At 59.2% G+C, this 18,615-nt stretch carries 20 protein-coding genes; 11 read left to right on the top strand and 9 right to left on the bottom strand.

The features are described from left to right. Positions 1-88 precede the first annotated feature (88 nt). Together GNX18_RS01260 and GNX18_RS01255 are read left to right on the top strand one after the other, a co-directional pair. Positions 89-793, top strand: coding sequence for a hypothetical protein (locus tag GNX18_RS01260; protein WP_166214946.1), 705 nt, complete (start codon positions 89-91; stop codon positions 791-793). A 42-nt stretch (positions 794-835) separates the two neighbouring features. After that, the gene (locus tag GNX18_RS01255; protein ID WP_166214944.1) at positions 836-1,243 is read left to right on the top strand and encodes a GFA family protein; all 408 of its coding nucleotides are present in this window, start codon (positions 836-838) and stop codon (positions 1,241-1,243) included. 31 nt (positions 1,244-1,274) lie between these two features. Here the strand turns inward: GNX18_RS01255 and GNX18_RS01250 are convergent, their stop codons facing one another. Then, on the bottom strand, positions 1,275-2,186 hold the full coding sequence (locus GNX18_RS01250) for a LysR family transcriptional regulator (protein ID WP_138235969.1): 912 nt from the start codon (positions 2,184-2,186) through the stop codon (positions 1,275-1,277). 147 nt (positions 2,187-2,333) lie between these two features. Here GNX18_RS01250 and GNX18_RS01245 point away from each other — a divergent pair, with 147 nt between their 5' ends. Continuing rightward, on the top strand, positions 2,334-2,825 hold the full coding sequence (locus GNX18_RS01245; protein ID WP_166214943.1) for a DoxX family protein: 492 nt from the start codon (positions 2,334-2,336) through the stop codon (positions 2,823-2,825). Positions 2,826-2,928: 103 nt separating this feature from the next. On the opposite strand, the gene GNX18_RS01240 is transcribed toward GNX18_RS01245, so the two are convergent. Next, entirely contained in the window at positions 2,929-3,117 is a 189-nt protein-coding gene (locus GNX18_RS01240) for a hypothetical protein (protein ID WP_138235967.1), read from the bottom strand. A 321-nt stretch (positions 3,118-3,438) separates the two neighbouring features. On the opposite strand from GNX18_RS01240, the gene GNX18_RS01235 reads away from it, so the two are divergent. Further along, positions 3,439-3,768: a hypothetical protein gene (locus GNX18_RS01235; protein WP_138235966.1), complete on the top strand. Its 330-nt coding sequence runs from the start codon at positions 3,439-3,441 to the stop codon at positions 3,766-3,768. Positions 3,769-3,783: 15 nt separating this feature from the next. On the opposite strand, the gene GNX18_RS01230 is transcribed toward GNX18_RS01235, so the two are convergent. After that, positions 3,784-5,193 (bottom strand): PLP-dependent aminotransferase family protein, encoded by a 1,410-nt coding sequence (locus GNX18_RS01230; RefSeq protein ID WP_166214941.1) that lies wholly within the window; start codon positions 5,191-5,193, stop codon positions 3,784-3,786. A gap of 115 nt (positions 5,194-5,308) precedes the next feature. On the opposite strand from GNX18_RS01230, the gene ccoG reads away from it, so the two are divergent. After that, a complete protein-coding gene (ccoG, locus tag GNX18_RS01225) occupies positions 5,309-6,682 on the top strand; it encodes a cytochrome c oxidase accessory protein CcoG (RefSeq protein WP_138235964.1) in 1,374 nt (457 codons plus the stop codon). 61 nt (positions 6,683-6,743) lie between these two features. Here ccoG and GNX18_RS01220 read toward each other — a convergent pair whose 3' ends face one another. Next, positions 6,744-7,568: an alpha/beta fold hydrolase gene (locus GNX18_RS01220; RefSeq protein ID WP_138235963.1), complete on the bottom strand. Its 825-nt coding sequence runs from the start codon at positions 7,566-7,568 to the stop codon at positions 6,744-6,746. A 231-nt stretch (positions 7,569-7,799) separates the two neighbouring features. Between GNX18_RS01220 and GNX18_RS01215 the strand changes: the two genes are divergently transcribed. Then, a complete protein-coding gene (locus tag GNX18_RS01215) occupies positions 7,800-8,186 on the top strand; it encodes a DUF2750 domain-containing protein (RefSeq protein WP_166214940.1) in 387 nt (128 codons plus the stop codon). A gap of 53 nt (positions 8,187-8,239) precedes the next feature. On the opposite strand, the gene GNX18_RS01210 is transcribed toward GNX18_RS01215, so the two are convergent. Both GNX18_RS01210 and GNX18_RS01205 read right to left on the bottom strand, forming a co-directional pair. After that, positions 8,240-9,199, bottom strand: a complete 960-nt coding sequence (locus tag GNX18_RS01210; RefSeq protein WP_166214939.1) for a DUF4862 family protein — start codon at positions 9,197-9,199, stop codon at positions 8,240-8,242. Positions 9,200-9,267: 68 nt separating this feature from the next. Continuing rightward, positions 9,268-9,624, bottom strand: a complete 357-nt coding sequence (locus GNX18_RS01205; protein WP_166214937.1) for a DMT family protein — start codon at positions 9,622-9,624, stop codon at positions 9,268-9,270. 278 nt (positions 9,625-9,902) lie between these two features. Between GNX18_RS01205 and GNX18_RS01200 the strand changes: the two genes are divergently transcribed. From GNX18_RS01200 to GNX18_RS01190, 3 genes are all read left to right on the top strand, one after another. Continuing rightward, positions 9,903-11,561, top strand: coding sequence for an acyl-CoA dehydrogenase family protein (locus GNX18_RS01200; RefSeq protein WP_166214935.1), 1,659 nt, complete (start codon positions 9,903-9,905; stop codon positions 11,559-11,561). Positions 11,562-11,778: 217 nt separating this feature from the next. Beyond that, a complete protein-coding gene (locus GNX18_RS01195) occupies positions 11,779-13,989 on the top strand; it encodes a xanthine dehydrogenase family protein molybdopterin-binding subunit (protein WP_166214934.1) in 2,211 nt (736 codons plus the stop codon). 2 nt (positions 13,990-13,991) lie between these two features. After that, positions 13,992-14,474: a (2Fe-2S)-binding protein gene (locus GNX18_RS01190; protein WP_166214932.1), complete on the top strand. Its 483-nt coding sequence runs from the start codon at positions 13,992-13,994 to the stop codon at positions 14,472-14,474. On the opposite strand, the gene GNX18_RS01185 is transcribed toward GNX18_RS01190, so the two are convergent. Further along, positions 14,461-15,237 carry a LytTR family DNA-binding domain-containing protein gene (locus GNX18_RS01185; RefSeq protein WP_166214930.1) on the bottom strand — a complete coding sequence of 259 codons (777 nt, stop codon included), beginning with the start codon at positions 15,235-15,237 and terminating at the stop codon, positions 14,461-14,463. The genes GNX18_RS01190 and GNX18_RS01185 overlap by 14 nt on opposite strands. Positions 15,238-15,419: 182 nt before the next feature. Further along, complete coding sequence (locus GNX18_RS01180; RefSeq protein ID WP_166214928.1) at positions 15,420-15,797, bottom strand: YbaN family protein; 378 nt, start codon at positions 15,795-15,797, stop codon at positions 15,420-15,422. A gap of 91 nt (positions 15,798-15,888) precedes the next feature. Between GNX18_RS01180 and GNX18_RS01175 the strand changes: the two genes are divergently transcribed. Continuing rightward, positions 15,889-16,677 carry a ThuA domain-containing protein gene (locus tag GNX18_RS01175; RefSeq protein ID WP_166214926.1) on the top strand — a complete coding sequence of 263 codons (789 nt, stop codon included), beginning with the start codon at positions 15,889-15,891 and terminating at the stop codon, positions 16,675-16,677. Continuing rightward, entirely contained in the window at positions 16,674-16,859 is a 186-nt protein-coding gene (locus tag GNX18_RS01170) for a M23 family metallopeptidase (RefSeq protein WP_166220263.1), read from the top strand. The genes GNX18_RS01175 and GNX18_RS01170 overlap by 4 nt, the downstream gene beginning before the upstream one ends. 104 nt (positions 16,860-16,963) lie before the next feature. Here GNX18_RS01170 and GNX18_RS01165 read toward each other — a convergent pair whose 3' ends face one another. After that, positions 16,964-18,613, bottom strand: coding sequence for a PepSY domain-containing protein (locus GNX18_RS01165; RefSeq protein ID WP_166214924.1), 1,650 nt, complete (start codon positions 18,611-18,613; stop codon positions 16,964-16,966). Between the last annotated feature and the right edge of the window lie 2 nt (positions 18,614-18,615).

Below are 18,615 nucleotides of genomic sequence, written 5' to 3'. Positions count from 1 at the left end.
AGTAACGCCTACAATCTGTTCGCAGAAAAGTATTCCTGCTAGCATCCAGCGTCGGCTTTTAAAAAAATTTAATACCACAGGGAAGATCATGGCCACTGAATTGGACCCGAATACCGCATGGCAAACGGCACCTATAGGGCACACCCTTCGAAGTCGATACACAGGCTACCCACTGAATGAAAATGAAATGGTAATTACCATTCTCTCCCAAGGCTCGTTTACCTTCGGGCATCAGGTAATCGTATTCGAATGGGGCCATGGTTATGAAACTGACGACTGTTACCGAAAACATAAAGGATTCCATTTATACCCAGCGAGAGGTAATTCACTCAATGAGCTGGGGTTATTGCAATCATCAAGGCAAGTAGTACCCGGACGCATTGAACGATTTCGACGGACCATTCCTTTAGAGAACGGAGATAAAGCTTCCGAAAAGCCAGAAGACGGAAACCTGCACAAAGGAAGGTACTATGCGGAGCAGGCCAGGCAGGTATCGGAAAGTAACTTCTTGATAGGCGCAAAATACAGAAGCTGGCTGGTCGATTTCAACTCCGGAAATAGAGCATTTAATGCTGCCAAAGCTGAGTGGAAGAATGCTACGCAAACCCCCAAGTTTAATTTATTAGGGCATGGGGGACACAACTGTGGCACTTGGGCTCAACATATCGCCAGCATAGCGGGGATCAAGCCAACAAGCACTGCCGCCAGGATCGGTTTTCCGGTCCCAGCCTGGGAGGTTTATGGTTGCGGTGAATTATCAAGCGAACAAGAAATGTGGGAAAAACGCGTTTAAAGTTAACTGCTATACGACTTGGCCTAAGCAAAGGATGAAAAATTGCCGACTAACTTAGCGGAAGTGGATGGCGTTAAAATACAGCCAAAGCATCGAGCGACCTGCCACTGCGGCGCCGTAGAATTGGAACTCGATTTGCCAGCAGGGCTGATTGATGTCCGCCGCTGCGATTGCTCCATGTGCCGCAGGCGCGGCGCCATTGCGGCTTCTGTGACGCTGGATGGCATTAGGATCGTGAAGGGCGCGGAGCACCTTAAGCTCTATCAGTTCAATACCAAAACGGCGAAGCATTATTTCTGTGGGAACTGCGGTATCTACACCCACCACCAACGACGCTCGAATCCGACCCAGTTCGGGTTTAACGTGGCCTGCCTGGAGGGTATCAACCCGCTCAAGATCGAGGGAATCCCGACCTATGACGGGGTTAATCACCCTGCAGATCAGCATTGATGCATCTTATGAGTCGATACAGGGGCAGCCATCACTCAAAGTCATCCCAGTACGGCGGGTCACCAAAATAGCTGCTGATGAATTCGATAAATACTTTGAGCTTTGTCGCCAGCAGTTTCCTGTGTGGATAGACGGCGTAAAGCCCGAGAGGCTCCGGCTCGAACGTCCGCAGAATGGCGCGGAGTTTGCCCGCTTTGATCGCGTCGCCGACGATAAACGTTGGCTGCAATACATAGCCCTGTCCGGCAATGGCGGCCTGCATGAGGATTTCGCCGTTGTTGCTCGCCAGGCTTGCGGCAGTGGCTGCACTATTTCTTTTCAGCGCGAGCATCAGTCGTGACTCGGCGGGGTCGGGTTCCAGATAGCTATAGCGCAGGTAGTGCTCCGGGCGTAAATCCTCCGGAGTTTCGGGTACGCCCTCCCGCGCCAGATAGTCCGGGGATGCACACACTACCAGCCGTATCGGTGCCAGGCGCCGGGCAATGAACGACGAGTTCTTCAGCTTGCCGATGCGCAGCGCCACATCGAACCCCTCCTCTACCACGTCCACCTTGCGGTCGTTGAGCTGCAGTTCCATACCAACGGCCGGGTGCGCTTTCTTAAAGTCCCCAATCAACGGCGCCAGGTGGCGGGTAGCAAAGGTGACCGGGGCGCTGATGCGCAGATGTCCCTGCGCCTCGCTCTGCATCTCGCCCAACTGGCTCTCCATGTCCGCCAGGCTTTCCAAGATTTGCTGGGCAAACTGATAGCACTGCGCCCCCTCCTCCGTCAGGCGTACACGCCGCGTGGTGCGATTGAACAGGCGCACTTTGAGATGCTCCTCCAACTGCGACACGTACTTGCTCACCAGCTGATTCGACAAATTCAGCTTGTCCGCGGCCTTACTGAAGCCACCCTCGTCTGCAACTGCCACGAAAGCGTTCAACGCGCTAATCCGGTCCATGGGATATTCCCGGCCATATTGCCAATATTTTATTGATAATAGATCAACAGAACGCATATTTATATACAGAAATGTTGCCATTAGACTGCATCTCAAGCTGGTGAGGTTCCTACACCACGCCCAAACCCAACAATGTGGAGAACGGTTATGAACACTCAAGTGATCAACAAGATTTTGAACTCGAACGCCGGACTGGGCGCCCTGGCCCTGCGCGTGCCGGTCGGTATCATCCTCGCCGCGCACGGCGCCCAGAAGCTGTTTGGTTGGTTTGGAGGCTATGGGCTAGAGGGCACCGGGCAGTGGATGGCGAGCATTGGTCTGGAGCCGGGATACCTGATGGCCCTGCTGGCGGGCAGTGCGGAATTCTTTGGCGGCCTGGCGTTGGTATTCGGTCTGCTGACCCGGCCGGCAGCCGCTGTTAGCGCCTTCACCATGGTGGTGGCGATTTTCAGCACCCATATCGACAACGGCCTGTTCATGTCCAACAACGGCTATGAATTCGCACTGGCGCTGCTGGCGGCAACCGTGGCGCTGGCCATTCAGGGTGGTGGTGTCTACGCCGTGGATAACGGCCTGAGCAGCATCTTGGCAGATGGTAGTAACCGGAATGCCGTACAGCCTGCAGGTCGCGCGGCCTAACCACGGCAAGTCGTCTTTCGCCCCCAACCGGGGGCGATTTGGCGGATTTTCGATGCTGGTGGAAGGGCGGCCGCCGGGCCACCGGCAGCCGCGCCGTGTCAAATCAGTGCTGGGATTCGATGCGCCCGACTTCCCGCTTGATTTCATCGAGGATCATTTGCCGCGCGGCGGGCTCATCCACATCGGGGATATCCCACTCCATCGCCTTGAGATATTTATCCACAAGATGCGAGACATCCCGGTCCAGGGATTTGCGGTGTTTATCCATCTCGATTTGTTCCATCGACGCCATATCAGCACTCCTGATGTCTACCGTTCCTAAGTAAGCGTAGACGTATTTTTCATCCTGCAAAGGAGTTTCTGGTTTCTGGTAGGAGTGCTCACCGGCTCCACACACATCTCCTCCGCTCCTCGCCTGCGCCACTGCCACGCCCCTCAAAAGCATCTCTGTTTGCGCGCTGTTTCACATTTCGTTCACAAGGTCTCGATATCTCGGCACCAACCATTGAGCGCGAAAAACACCGCAATGACTGGAAAATGCCAAATCAACCACACCGCGCTATAGTCTGAGCTCCATAATTTCCAATCAACGACAGACAACGCGGGAGCCTGAATGGAATTTTTGATCCTCCTGATCATTGTGGTGGCGCTTTTGGTATTGCCGCTGAAAATAGCGGCCGGCATGTTGGGCGCGCGCAATACCGGTGTCTTTTCCTGCCTTTTCGCGCTGCTGCTGGCGGTGATCATTCAGCATTTTGTGGGTGCGCTAATTCCCGGTGTCAGCGCGGAGCTCGGATTACTGCTCACGATTCCACTCGCTGCCATCGCCTACATGCTGGTGCTGGGCACCGGTTTTCTGAAGGGTATTCTTATTGCGATCATCCAGGGGCTACTCACCATTGCCCTGACTCTGCTGCTCGGCGGTTTTCTGGCCGCGATCTGAATCACGGCCACAACGCTATGGATTCGAGGCGCATAACGCCGCCAGCCGACGGAGCGCCTGCTCTCTCAGCGGATTCCACGGGTGGGCAAAACTGATGCGCATACAGTTTCTGAATTGCCCCGATGCCGAAAACAACGGACCGGGCGTGATCACCACCTGCTGTTGCAATGCTTTGGCGTAGAGCGCGAGCGTATCCTCCCCGCTGGGCAGTTCCACCCAAACCGCCAGGCCTCCTTGTGGCTTACTCACCCGGAGACTTCCCGGCCAGTCGTTCAGCAATTGCAGCAGGCGGTCTCGTTGAGTTCGCAATTCTGTCCGCAGCCGGCGCAAATGCGCGGTGAAGCTGCCGTCGGCCATGAACTCCGCCAGGCCGCGCTGCACAAACTGGCTGCTGGACAACTGCGTCACCAGTTTCAGGTGGAGGATACGCGCGTGCCAGCGGGCACCGGAAACCCATCCGATCCGCAGATCCCGGGAGAGGCATTTCGAGAAGGAGCTGCAAAGGATTACCCGCTGATCCCTGTCCAGCGCTTTGAGCGGATCGGGGACGGCCCCCAGTGCGGTATCGGCATAGATGTCGTCTTCGATAACGGCCAGATCATAAGACTCCGCCAGGGCCAGCAGCCGGCGCTTGGACGATTCCGGCATCAATGCGCCACCGGGGGTGGCGAATGCGGGAGAGACAACGCACGCGCGCACCTTCCAGCGCTGCAAAACATCTTCCAGCGCATCGATATCCATTCCGGTTTCGAGCGAGGCCGGCACTTCGACCACCTGCAGTCCCAGCTGCTCAATGATCTGCATCACGCCGTAAAATCCCGGCGACTCTACCGCCACCACATCGCCGCGATTGCAGCAGGCCATCAGGGCGAGAAACAACGCGTGCTGACAGCCCGAGGTGATACACAGCGCATCCGGCTCGCACGGCCATCCCCGCCGGGCCATGTGCAGCGCGAGTTGGTCGCGCAGCGCGACGTTGCCGGCGGGTTCATCGTAGTACTGGAAATCCTGGCCGCTTTGCCGCCTGAGCGAGCGCCCGATGGCGCGGTTGAGGGCGACGATACCGGGGGGCAGATCGCCGGGTGAATGCTGTGGCAGCAGATCGAAGGCCGCACTGCGGCGCATGATGTCCTGCAGCAGTTCACTGACCGTTACCGGCCGCGGCGCCTCGATACGGGCTCGGCTAACGGGTCTGTTTACCGCAGGCGCTTGCAGGGATACGAAATAGCCCGCCTTGGGCCGCGCCTCAACCTGGCCCTGTACCTCCAGCCGCTGCAGCGCGTGCTGCACGGTGGCCTTGGAGAGCTTGTGCTCCCGGCACAGGGTCCGAATCGAGGGCAAGCGCTCTCCCTGCCGCCAGCGCTGCTCCTCGATGCCCTGCAACAACCACGCCTCCAGCTGCTGGTAGCGAAATTCCTGTGTCACCCACTCAACTCCAGCCCCTCAATCTGTACCCATTGTATTTTATTTTTTTATGCCTGCACCTATCGGGCGGGCCGGCGTAGTCTGCCGCCGTCTAAATCTGCGCGGATGAGTTGTCATGGAAAAAATTCCCGTTGTTCAGGAACCGGTTGCCCTGCACTCCGCCCCACCACCCACCCGCGATGGCAAGTTTCATGTGCGACTGACGGAAGGCTACTTCCAGAATGTGCGGCGCCTGATCAGCTGGCCTCTGCTCGCGCTGTACTTCGGGCTGGTGTGGGTGCAGTTCGACGGCCAGCCCTGGTTGCTGTTTTCGTTTGAACAGCACCGGATCATCCTCTTCGGCCACGCGCTGTCGTGGCGCGACCTGTCCCTGCTGGCGGGATTGCTGATCGCCAGTGCCGCCCTGCTGTTTTTTCTCGCGGTGGCCTGGGGGCGCGTGTGGTGCGGCTTCGCGTGTCCGCAGAGTATCTGGACCTGGCTGTTCATCCGCGTTGAGGATCTGACCGAAGGCCGGGCGGACAAGAGAGCCCGGCAGGCCGGCGCGCCACTTGGCCTGCACATCATGCTCCGCCGGCTGCTCAAACACCTGCTTTGGATACTGCTCGCCCTCGCTACCGCCATCACCTTCACCGGCTATTTCGTGCCCGTGCGCGAGATCCTGTCTGCCGCGGTGCAATTCGAATTGTCGGCGGCGGTCTCCGGCTGGATCCTGATCATGGCAGGGCTAACCTATCTGAATGCCGGGCTGGTACGCGAGAAAATCTGCCTGCACGCCTGCCCCTACGCGCGATTCCAGGGCGTGATGTTCGACGAACATACACTGACCGTCAGTTACGACGCGCGCCGCGGCGAACCCCGCGCGAACCTGCGCAAAGGAAGCGACAACAGTGGTGACTGCGTCGACTGCGGGCTCTGTGTGCAGGTGTGCCCCGCCGGTATCGATATTCGCGATGGCCTGCAGGCCGCATGTATCGACTGCGCCGCGTGCATCGATGCGTGCGACAAGGTTATGTCAAAACTCGAACGCCCCGCGGGACTCATCCGCTTCGCCTCCGAGGCGCAGCTGCAAGGCGAAAATTCCCGCTTCCTTCGCCCGCGCCTGGCCGGCTATGCCGCGGTAATGCTGCTGGCCTTTACCGCGGTCTTGTACGGCTTCACCCAGACTACCCAGTTGCTGGTGGAAATCAGGCGCGACCGCGGCGCGATGTTCCGGCAGGTGGATCAGCACACGGTGTGTAACGTGTATCAGGTCAAGGTGGAGGGATACAGCGAGACTCAGCGCTTTGTGGATGTGTCAATTAGCGGGGAAGGCGAGTTCCGCCTGTTTGGCCCGCGGAAAATCGACCTCGCGGAAGACAGTGCCTATTGGTTTCCCTACCGCGTGTGCGCGCGCGACCTGACATTGCCGAAGACAGAATTGACCTTTCACTTTAGGGGGGAGACCTTGTCTACAGTGAAAAATACAACCTTTTTGACCAGGTCCTATTGATTCAGAGCACGGCGCGAATATCTCGTCCCCCCACACCCGACGTTCTAGCTCGACGCACTGCTCACGCCTGGATGAATTTCAATATGTCGTTGTTGATTTCATCCGCGTGGATGGTCGCCATGCCGTGGGGGTAGCCTTTGTACACCTTGAGGGTGGCATCCTTAAGAATTTCCGCGGATTTGATTCCGGAGGCCTTGATCGGCACCACCTGATCGTCGTCGCCATGCATCACCAGCGTGGGCACTTCGATTTTTTTCAGGTCTTCGGTGAAGTCAGTTTCCGAGAAGGCTTTGATTCCTTCGTAATGCGCCAGCGTACTGCCCATCATTCCCTGGCGCCACCAGTTGCGTATGGCGCCCTCGGAAATCTCCGCGCCTTTGCGGTTGAACCCGTAGAAGGGACCGCTGGCAACATCGAGGTAAAACTGCGCGCGGTCGGCCGCGAGTTGTTTACGGAAGTCATCGAATACCTCAATCGGCGTGCCCTCCGGGTTGCTGTCGCTTTTCAGCATGATCGGCGGTACGGCGCCGATCATCACCAGCTTGTCTACCCTGCCCCGACCAAAACGCGCCACATAGCCCGCCGCCTCGCCGCCTCCGGTGGAGTGGCCGATATGAATGGCGTCCGCCAACCCCAGGTGCTCGGTGACCGCGGCGACATCCATGATGTAGTGGTCCATGTCGTGCCCGCTGGCAATCTGACTGGAGCGGCCGTGGCCGCGGCGATCATGGGCGACGACACGAAACCCCTGACGCACGAAAAACAACATTTGGGCATCCCAGTCGTCACTGCTCAGTGGCCAGCCGTGGTGAAACACAATGGGCTGCCCTGAGCCCCAATCCTTGTAAAAAATTTCAGCGCCATCTTTCGTGGTGATCGTCGGCATCGTGCTCTCCTCGCAGGTCGCGACAGGTTTTTGAATGAAACATTCGGGGGAAGAAGGTTTGACGGCCAGAACCAGAGGAAATCCGGCTGACCCGATCTAGCCAGACTAGCAGACGCGAGAGCCGCTGCCGGGGCTCCGTGCGGCATTTGTCCGCCAGAGAAAGCATTGGGACGAGCCCCCGGAGTAGCGTAACCTTGCCCCATTAACCCGGAGCTGAGAGTTATCCAAACAATGAACAACGACGACCTGAACGCGATCCTCGATCTGGACTGCGAAGCCCGCTACGAATACTTTCTCGACGCCGTTGGCGAGGAGCGGGAGGTGTGGATTCTGGTCAACAGCGAGGAGCACTTCCTCAAGCTGCATGCGGAGGACCAAGGGGAGTTCGAATACCTGCCAGTGTGGCCGAGCGCCGCATTTGCCGGGGATTACGCCGCAGACGACAGCGATTTGAAGCCCCGCGGTATCCCCCTGCCCCAGTTCCTGAGCCGCTGGCTCCCGGGGCTGGCCAAAGACGGCATCGAAATCGGGGTGTTTCCCGGTGCGGATAAAAGCGTGTGGATCACCGGGTCGGACGATCTGGGGCAGGACCTGCGGGACGAACTTGCGCGATTCTGAACAAGCGGGCGCAATGCCCGCTTTTTATTTGAGGCAAGGGATTCGCGAGACGCTCAACCGACAGCGCGCTGCAGCATGCCCAGCGCGCTCTCAATGTAGGCTAGGCGCTGTTCCGTCGTCAGGGACTCGGGGCGCACGCCGATCTTGATACCCATGTAATCCAGCGCCTGTGGGTCTGCAGCTTCCACACAGCGGCGGAATTCCGCTTCGTTGAGCAGGGAGCTGGGCTCGAAGGTGCCCGTCGCGCCTGCCGGCGGCATATGGGTATCTGCCCAGGCACCGTAGGGACCCTCGGCACCGGAGACGCCGGAGAACATCAACCCGCGCAGCAGGCCGGCAGTGCGCGCCGCCTCAATGTGCTGTACCGGCCCGTCCACACTGCGTGTTTCCAGCGCGGAACGGCCCCAGTTGATACACAGGCCGAGATTGCCGCCGGTATTGCGGTTTACTTCCAGGACGGCCTCGATCTCGGTTTCGATGGTCAGGAAGCCTTTGGACGGCACCTGGCCCTCAATGCGGGTATCGCAGTGTTCGATTACAAGCGCGGCGCCGTCCCAGTCCCAGGACACCATCTCTTGCAGTGACGCCACCAGCGCCGCCGCATCCGGGCGAACGCCCTCTGCCGGACGCGGCGCGGTGTGGATCATCATCGCCTGGACCGCCTGGCGCCCCAGGTGGCCATTGAGTTTGCGGATGGCCTGTCGCGCCTCCTGGTAGAACGCCAGCGCCGCCTGACGGCCGGCCTCTGCGCTGGAGGCGATACCGAAGCCCGCGTCTTCACCCAGGCGCCCCATCACCCCGGGAATGCCGGTAAATACGAAGTCCCAGTGCGGATCGATATTGGTGAGGAACCAGGCGTCGTCGTGTCCGTGCAGCGCGCCGGTAAACGGGTGCTCCAACCCGCGGATGCCGGGGATGGCCTTGAGGCCGTTGAAGTAAGCGGTCTGGACCTCCGGGTCCCAGGATGATGTCACCGGAGCCGTTGCATAGGCGCCCACGTAAAATCCCGTCATCTTTTTTTCCTTGTTCGTTATATGAAAGCCGTGTGCAGAGGGGGCGGAGTTTACCCTGCAGGCCGGCCTCAGGCACCGGCCCACTTACTGCGGAAGATAAAGAACACCGCGCCGAGGATACACAGCCCGGCCCATAAATAGTCGAGCTTCAGCGGTTCCTTGAGGTAGTAGACCGCAAACGGCACGAATACCGAGAGCGTGATGACCTCCTGCAGGATCTTGAGCTGCCCCACGTTTAACGCGGAGTAGCCGACCCGGTTGGCGGGCACCTGGAACAGGTATTCAAACAGCGCAATTCCCCAGCTCAGCAGTGCGGCGATGATCCACGGCTTGTGGCTCAGCTCCTTGAGATGGGAGTACCAGGCGAACGTCATAAATACATTGCTGATTACCAGTAATGCGGTCGCAGTCAGAATTGGATGCACGATAGGGTACCGGAATAGAAATGGCGCCAGAACAGGCACCGGGAGAGCGCGTTTTACACCGGATTCCACCGCCAGAACAGCCCTTTGCATGACCGCGAAGACGATGTGTCGGCCTGCGGCCAGATCGGTGCCTTACAAATCTGGCGCAAGTGGCCAATCAATCCGGCGCCGCAAGACAAGCCCCACCGGGCGCAAACCTCTAGGATATCCCGCAACGCCACGCGCGCTGGCTATGCTTGTGCCCTGCGGCCTGCAAAAAACAATACGGAGAGAGATCCATGAGTGCACCTCAAGCGCCTTCAGACCTCGCCAGTACCCACACGGTACTCAACCAGCCCAAGCCACTGCACGGCCACAATCTCTACGCCGGCGATGCCGCACTCAGGGACGCCGTCGCCCGCAACGGCGGCCACTGGGGTGAAGACGACCTGCAGCGCTATGGCGAGATCTGCGGCCGGCCGGAGTGGATCGAACGCGGATTCCAGGCCAATCACTACAAACCGGAGTTCGAACCCCACGATCGCGTGGGCAACCGCGTCGATCAGGTCAACTACCATCCCGCCTACCACCAGCTGATGCAGCTGGCCATGAGTGAAGGGCTGCACTCCGCGCCCTGGACCGATCCCAAACCCGGCGCCCACGTGGTGCGCGCGGCCAAATACTATCTGCACAGCCAGGTGGAGTCCGGCCACGGCTGCCCGGTAACCATGACCTTTGCCTCAGTGCCTTCAATCAAACTGACGCCGTCGCTGGCGAAGGAGTGGTTGCCCAAAATCACCGATCGCGGCTACGACCCCAGCAACCGCCCGCACACCGAGAAATCGGCCCTCACCATCGGCATGGGTATGACCGAGAAACAGGGCGGCTCTGATGTGCGCGCCAACACCACCACCGCCACAGCGCTTGGCGATGGCAGTTATGAGCTTGTCGGCCACAAGTGGTTTACCTCTGCACCCATGTGCGATGCCTTTCTGATGCTGGCGCAGACAGACGCCGGCCTTAGTTGCTTCCTGGTACCTCGCTGGCGCCCGGACGGCGCGAAAAACCCAATCCAGGTGCAGCGGCTCAAGAACAAGGCCGGCAATGTCTCCAACGCCTCGTCAGAAATCGAACTGCGCGGCGCGTTGGGCTGGCTGGTAGGCGAAGAGGGTCGCGGTGTACCGGCGATTATCGAAATGGTCTCCGCCACCCGCTTCGACTGCATGATCGGCTCCAGTGGCGGCCAGCGCCAGGCGGTGGTGCAGGCGATCTACCACGCCGCAAACCGCAGCGCCTTTGGCAAAGCTCTGATCGATCAGCCGCTGATGCAGAACGTGCTCGCCGATTTACAACTCGAAGTAGAGGGTTCCATCGCGATGACCATGCGCATGGCCCAAGCCATGGACCATCTGGATAGCGAGCGGCAGAAGCTGCTGATGCGCCTCGGCACCGCAGTGGGCAAATACTGGATCTGCAAGCGCACTCCGCACCACGCCTATGAGGCGATGGAATGCCTCGGTGGCAACGGCGTGATCGAAAACTTCATCACTGCGCGGCTATACCGCGATGCGCCAATCAATGCGATCTGGGAAGGTTCCGGCAACATCCAGGCGCTCGACGTGCTGCGCGCCATCACCAAAACCCCGGAAGTGCTCGGCAACTGGTTCGACGAACTGGAACAGAGCAAGGGCAGCGACCTCCGCTACGACCGCGCTATCGCGCAACTGAAAAACCAGCTGGCCGACTTCAACGATATCGAATTCCGCGCGCGGCATATCGTCGACCAGCTCGCACTGACCATGCAGAGCCACCTTCTGATGCAATCCGGCAACAGCGCCGTGGCGGAAGGTTTTATCGCCTCGCGCCTCGGTGCGCAGGGCGTCGGCAATACCGGTACCCTGCCGGTGGGCGTGGATGTGAAAACCATCATCGAGCGGGGCAATCCCCTTTCTGCCTAGACCTCCTTTCGCAAGCCCCCTCATGGGGGCACCGCTTCCCCCGATGGGTGCAGATGCCGACTAGACGCCTAAAACCACCTGGGTGATCCTCCCCGCGCCTTCAACACGGATTTCGTCCACTTGTCCCACAGTCCTTTATCCCAATTGCCAGGATTTTATAGGCTGTAGCCACTCTCAACAGGCCAACCAATCCCCCCTTCCTGTCAGGTGAGCGAGTATGCAGAACCCGCACAGACGTCATTTCCTAAAAATATCGGCACTGTCAGCCGGCGCCATGCTGGTTTCCGTCACCCTGCCCCTGCGCGCCCGAAGCAGTAGTGCGCAACAGCCGGTCTCTCCCCAGTGGTGTGTGTATGTCAGCATCAACAGGGACAATACCGTCGTCATGCAATCCCCCATTATGGAGATGGGGCAGTTCATGCGCACTGCGGGGCCGATGATACTGGCGGATGAAATGGATCTGGACTGGTCCCTGATCCGCTTCGACCTCAATATGCCCACCTACCTGACACGCAACCGGAAGGGAGACCTGGTCTACGACCACGCGCAAGTAGGCACAGGGGGAAGCCAGACGCTGAAAAACAACTGGACCTACCTGCGCACCGCCGGCGCGACGATCAGACGCATGATGATAGAAGAGGCGGCGGAGCGGTGGGATTGCAGCCCGGAACGGCTGACGGCCAGACTGAGTCAGATAATCGACACCCCCACCGGTCGTAAATTCAGCTACGGGGATCTGGCCGAAAAGGCCGCGCGCCGGCAGGTGGATACCAATCATCTGAAGCTCAAGCAGCCCGCCCAGTTTCATATCATGGGCAAAAACCAGCCGGCCATCGACGCCAGGGACATCGTCACCGGCGCGCCTCTGTTTGGTATAGATGAGAATTACGCCAATGCCCTACAGGTGGCCATAGACAGGGCTCCGGCTATGGGGGCACAAATTGCCAGCTATGACAAAAAGGCCGCCCTGGCGGTGCCCGGCGTCAGGCAGGTTGTGGAAATGCCACACGAAAGTGGCCCCCATTGGCCCGACGGAGAAACCCAGTTGCGCGCCGCCGGTGTCGCCGTGCTCGCGGACAGCTTCTGGGCCGCCATGCGGGGCAAAGACGTACTGAAAACAACCTGGAAAGATACCCCTCAATACGCGGGATTGAACTCAAAGGCGCACAGGGAAACCCTCAAGGCCCTGGCACGGTCCGATCAACCGGGCAAACACCTGCGGGACGACGGCGAGGTGACGCGGGCGTTGCAGCAGGCCGATAAAGTCCTGGAACACTGCTATGAGCGCTCCTTTCTCGCCCACGCGTGCATGGAGCCCCTCAATTGCATCGCCGACGTGCGCAAGGACAGCGCCACCGTAGTGGTGGGCCACCAATGGCCCCACGCGGCGGCACTGGCGGTGGAGGAGATCGCCGGCATAGACGCTCTCAAGGTGGAGGTCATCAACAAGCGCATGGGCGGTGGCTTCGGCCGCAAAGGCGAGGCGGATTATCTGCGCGAGGCCATCTGGCTCAGCCACGAAGTCGGCCAGCCGGTCCAGGTGATCTGGACCCGTGAAAACGATATGGAACGGGACTTCTTCGCCCCCGCGGCGGCTGTGCAGATACGCGCCGGCGTGAAACAGGGGCGGATTCACGGCTGGCATATGCGCCACGCGCAAACCGCCGGTGAGGCGGAATCCCACAATTTTCCCGCACACCTGGTCAGAGATTGCCGGATAGAAAGCCTGGCTGGAAACGAGCCGTTTCCCCTGGGAACCTGGCGCGGGCCACGACAAATGCAGCAGGCCTTTGCCATTGAATCCATGCTGGATGAGCTGGCCCATGCGGCCGCTGCCGACCCACTGGCGTTCCGGCTGGCCCTGATGGAACCGGCCAAAGCCCACCCCATTGATTACTGGGCCGCCGACCACCTTGACTCGGGGCGTATGGCCCGCTGCTACCGCTCCGCCGCCGAAATGGCGGGCTGGGGGCGGAAGCTGGAAAAGGGAGAAGGGCTGGGCATCGCCGGGCACGTTACCTTCGGCACCTATGTGGCCTTTGTGCTGCAGGTGCATGTGGATGACAACAAACAGCTTTCCCTGCAAAAGGCCTGGGGTGCTATTGACTGCGGCTTTGCGGTCAACCCCAACCATATCCGCGCGCAAATGGAAGGGGGCCTTATCGACGGTTTGAATGCCGCACTGTTCAATGAAGCCGTCATCGAAGACAGCCAGGTGCAGACCCGCAATTTTGGCCAGTTGCGCTGGATGCGTATGGGGGAAACGCCACTTGAGATAGAAACAGAAATCATCGAAAGCGACAGGGAACCCACTGGTGTGGGCGAGCCCCCCGTCCCACCCGCGCCGGCGGCCCTGGCCAACGCCATTTTTGCCGCCAGCGGCCTGCGTTTGCGCCGCATGCCATTTTCAGAGCACATCAGGATTTAACTATGGCCATTCACTTTTCCGTGAACCAGCAAGAGGTCGAAGTGAGCCCGGGCGAAGAGGAGATGCCGTTACTTTGGTTTCTTCGCGAAAAATTGCGTTTGACCGGCAGTAAGTTCGGCTGCGGCATAGGCCAGTGCGGTGCCTGTACAGTACATATTAACGGCACCGCAGTACGCTCATGCCTGTTACCCGTCGGGCAGTTGCAGGGCAGCCAGATCCGCACCATCGAAGGCTTGGCGCCCACAGGGCAGTTACATCCGGTGCAACAGGCCTGGCTGGATCAGGACGTCCCTCAGTGCGGCTATTGCCAGGCCGGACAGATCATGGCGGCAGTTTCGCTGCTGGAGCGCATCAATCAGCCGACAGACCAGCAAATTTCCGACAACATGACCAATATCTGCCGTTGCGGCACCTATACCCGTATTCGAAAGGCCATCAGACAGGCGGCGGAAGCGCATGCCGAAAAGCCCGTTACTGAAGCTTGAACTGCTGCAATTCCCGGCGGAACTTCTTGCTCAGGGCCAGTGTTTTCCCGTTGTTCAACAGAACCTCACCACCTCCGGATGATCGCGCGGTGATCTGGCTGATGGCCTCCCGATTGACGATATAAGAGCGGTGAATGCGCAGGAAGCTGTCCGCCGGCAGCTTTTGTTGTAATTGCTGCATGGTTGAACGAACCAGATAACTCGCTTCTTCGCAATGCACTTCCACATAGTTGCCGGATGCGCTTAACCACTGGATCTGTTTAATGGGCAGCAGAGTTTGGCCGCTGCCTTTGTTTACCAGGATAGACTCTGGGCACTGTTCCGGTGCGGTGGCCTCGCCTGCGTCCGGCGTTGTCGAAGTCCGCCGGACAGCCTTGGGGCAAAGGTAGAAGCGCCACACCAGCAGCACCACCAAAGACGCCACCAGATAGCGTGGAAACAGAATGACCAGACTGGCGATTTCGTCTCCTGTCTTGGCCATCAGATCGAGACTGATTCTGATCAGCAGGGCAACAACTAGCAGCGCCGTCACCCCCAGCCACGGCTCGACCGACTTGTCACCGACATGGGTGTAGCGTCGCAAGAACCTGAGCGCTACAGGGGTGAGAATCAACCACGCCCCCCATTCCCGGCAAGCCCAACCCAGGGTATCCCAGGCCACCACCCAGTTGACAGGGCTGGACAAAAGGACTTGCTTGTAAACCAGGCAGTAGCAGGTCAGGGCAAGCAGGTACAGGCCCCAAGCCACCATGGGCGCGACCACATCCCCGGCTCCATAGCTGAGTAACCTGTGTCGATGTAAAGAGGCTATTCGAGAGGTGAATGTCGACAACTGTTTAAACATGATTGTTCAAGGCTTCTGCCTTCAAGTTGGCAAGTTTAAATGGAGCCGTGACTCAGGCCCTAATTGGCCCCTGACATTATCGTAAAGGACGAGCGGGATCTTCACTCTCCCGGCAGCGGGCGGGTTGCGAGCCAGGTGCCCACGGTGGCAAACAGCAGGCCGAGCATGGCCAGCAGTATCCAGCCCGCTCCGAGCCAGAAGAGCGTCAGCCAGCTAAACACCATCAACCCCAACGCCGTTATCTTGGCCGAGAGAGGTACAGCCCCCTGGGTGCGCCAGGCGTGCAGAAGCGGTCCGAATCGGGGGTGCTCCTCCAGCCAGTGAGCCAGCCGCGGAGAACCTTTAGCCGCGGCCCAGGCCGACAGCAACAGAAATGGTGTTGTGGGCAGCAGAGGCAAGACGGCGCCAGCCACCGCCAGGCCCAGGGAAGACCAGGCCAGGGCCAGCCAGCAGAAGCGTTGTAACGGGCGACGGCTCACAAAGCACCCTTCTCCCGAGGCATGTTCAATTCAAGGCCCTATTCTGAGAGACTGCGCTACTGAACGCAATGAAAGCCCCAAGGAAACCAAAATGCCGAATAAAAATAAATGGCTCTCCCCCTCTGCCGTCGCCCTGGCCATCGGCGCTCTGCTGTCACCCGCCTTTGCGCAGGCCGCAGAAACCGCGGAAGAAAAACGAATCCTGGTCTTTTCCAAAACCAATGGCTGGCGCCATGAGTCCATTATCGATGGCAAAAAGGCCCTGCTGGAATTGGGGCTGGAAGAAGGGCTGGCGGTGGACATCTCGGAGAACGCGGCGCTCTTCGACAGCGACACACTGGCTGGCTACGACGCGGTGGTATTTCTGAATACCACCGGCAATATTTTCAGTAACAGCCAGCGCAGGGCCTTCGAGCACTACATCCGTTCCGGCGGCGGCTTTGTGGGAATTCACGCCGCCACGGACACGGAATACGAGTGGCCCTGGTACAACAAGCTGGTGGGAGCCTATTTTGCCAACCATCCGCAACAGCAGGAAGCGGAGAAGGTGGTGGTGGATTTCGAGCACCCGGCCACCGGTTTTTTACAGGCAGAGCTGGAGGGCAACCGCTGGCGGCGCTTTGACGAGTGGTACAACTTCAAATCCGTGAACCCGGATATCCGGGTGTTAATGAAGCTCGACGAGTCCACCTATGAGGGCGGAGAGAACGGGGAGAATCACCCCATCGCCTGGTATCACGAGTACGACGGCGGGCGCGCTTTCTATACCGCCGGCGGACATACCGGGGAGAGCTATCGGGACCCGCTATTTCTGCAGCATATTCTCGGAGGCATCCGCTACGCGGTTGGAGAGCACAGCGGCTCCGATAGCAAAAACTGAGACTTAGGCCGAGCCGAGTTCAGCGAAATCAGGGGCAGATCCTCGGTCTGGTGCGTAGCACCGGCAAAGCCACAGGCCCACACCTGCACTGGGAGCTGCGTCAGAACGGTGAGATGATCGATCCCGCCAGCCAGCTTCCGTTTTTTGCGGAGCAACCTGTGCGGGTACTGGCGAAGCAGTAGAAGTCCAATCGGCGCAGGTAATGCCCGAGCTCGATATTCTTTCAAAAAAGCTGTGTTCATCCGAGCGCAGCTTTTTTCGTTTCAGCCTCGATACCGTCGTTCCATCAGGTCGGGCTGGAAGCGACGTTCACCGCGTCAGTTTCCGGTTCAGTTGCTCCGGCCGACTGTGCACTCTCGTCAGTGCCCACATACCAGATGCTATATTCCGGCGCACGGTGAATCCGCTGCAGGGTTTTGCGCGCGAGCAATGCCAAACTGCCGGCACCAATGACAGCCACGATATCAATCAGATAACTGCTGCCGCCGTGGTTCCAACCAAAACCGGGGAGAAAGGCCGAAAATAGACTCACCAGAGGAATCAGCAGCGTCGCGATGGCGGATGCACACAGTAGCTCCACCGCCCCCCTCGCGGCACCGCGAATAAATGCCCAGGCACTGAACAGGAAAAATACGGCATAGTAAATCCCGGTGTGCCATGCGCCCACAGCATCCGTCCACAGTGGCAGCACCTTGGCGGCGGCAATGGTAGAAGAGATGCCGGCGATGCAGCCGAGGGAAATACCCACCGTCAGCGCACCCAGAATTTTCGACGCGCGCGTCTGCTGCACATCAAGATGTTCGTACCCTTTGCGGCGCTTTTTGCGATGGGTCTCGATCCACAGCAGGTTGCCGGTGTAGAACAATACCGCGCCTGCAAGCCCGAGCAGAAAGTACGCCCAACGCACGGGGTTGCCACCGAAGTTGCCGAAGTGCAGTGCAAAGAAACTGGTCACCGTGGCAAACCAGCCGTCCTGCTCACCGGGCATGTAGCCGGTCATGGTGAGGTCGCCGGTGTAAGCGTCGACGCCGGCAAAACCGAACGTCGCGCCGCGCATGCCGTAACGGGGGTTGCTGCCCGCCACACGCATCTCAACACCGTGGTCTTCCTCGTAGTGATAATTGATATACACGGGCTCAAAGTCCGGCGACTGTTCTTTCAGACGCGCCACGATCTGCTGCGGGTTCAGCGGCACCTGGTTGCGGTGTAGCTCTGCGTGCTCCTCCTCCATCGCGATGCGATCATTCTTGGCCAGCAGCGCGCCCTGGGCATCGTAGAACTGATCGTGGAAGGCAAACACCACCGCAGTCAGCGCCATAATGATGTGGAACGGCAGGCTGAACAGCCCGAGAGCATTGTGAAAGTCCAACCACATACGTTTCAGATTTTTTCCGATACGCAAGATGAACAGGTCTTTCACCAGCGTCGGCAGCAGCACGATTACACCGGATACCAGCGCGATAAAATACAAAAACGAAATGATGCCCATGATCGGCATGGCGATATCGTGGTCCACCAGAATCCCGATCTGCCGGTGCAGGTCATCCACTAACTGGCCCACCGCACTTGGCCCCTCGCTGTGTACCAGCAGGGAGCCATCTTGCGCGAGTTCTGCGTAGTAAGTGGTGCCGCTACCGCGCGGGCCACTGTTCCAGCTCATGCGGGCCGGCCGCTCCAGGTCTGGTGCAAGTGTGATGTCGTAATTGAGCGCGGCCTTGGGATATTCCGCCAGCACTTTTTCTACCAGTTCCGGGGTTCGCTCCAACGGTGTGTGCTCGGTAACATGCATCGGCGGTGACGCCCAGCGCTTCAGCGGCGCTTCGAACATGGTGATGGCGCCCGCATAAAACGCGATGAACAGTGCAAGCCCGCAGACAATACCCACCCAGCTGTGGATGTCGCGGTACATGCGCACAATGTCGCTACGTATCTTCATGA

The sequence above is a fragment of the Microbulbifer sp. SH-1 genome, assembly GCF_011326135.1.
Lineage (GTDB): Bacteria > Pseudomonadota > Gammaproteobacteria > Pseudomonadales > Cellvibrionaceae > Microbulbifer > Microbulbifer harenosus.
Note: the sequence above shows the minus strand (reverse complement) of the source record. Positions and strands in the feature narration are given on the sequence as shown.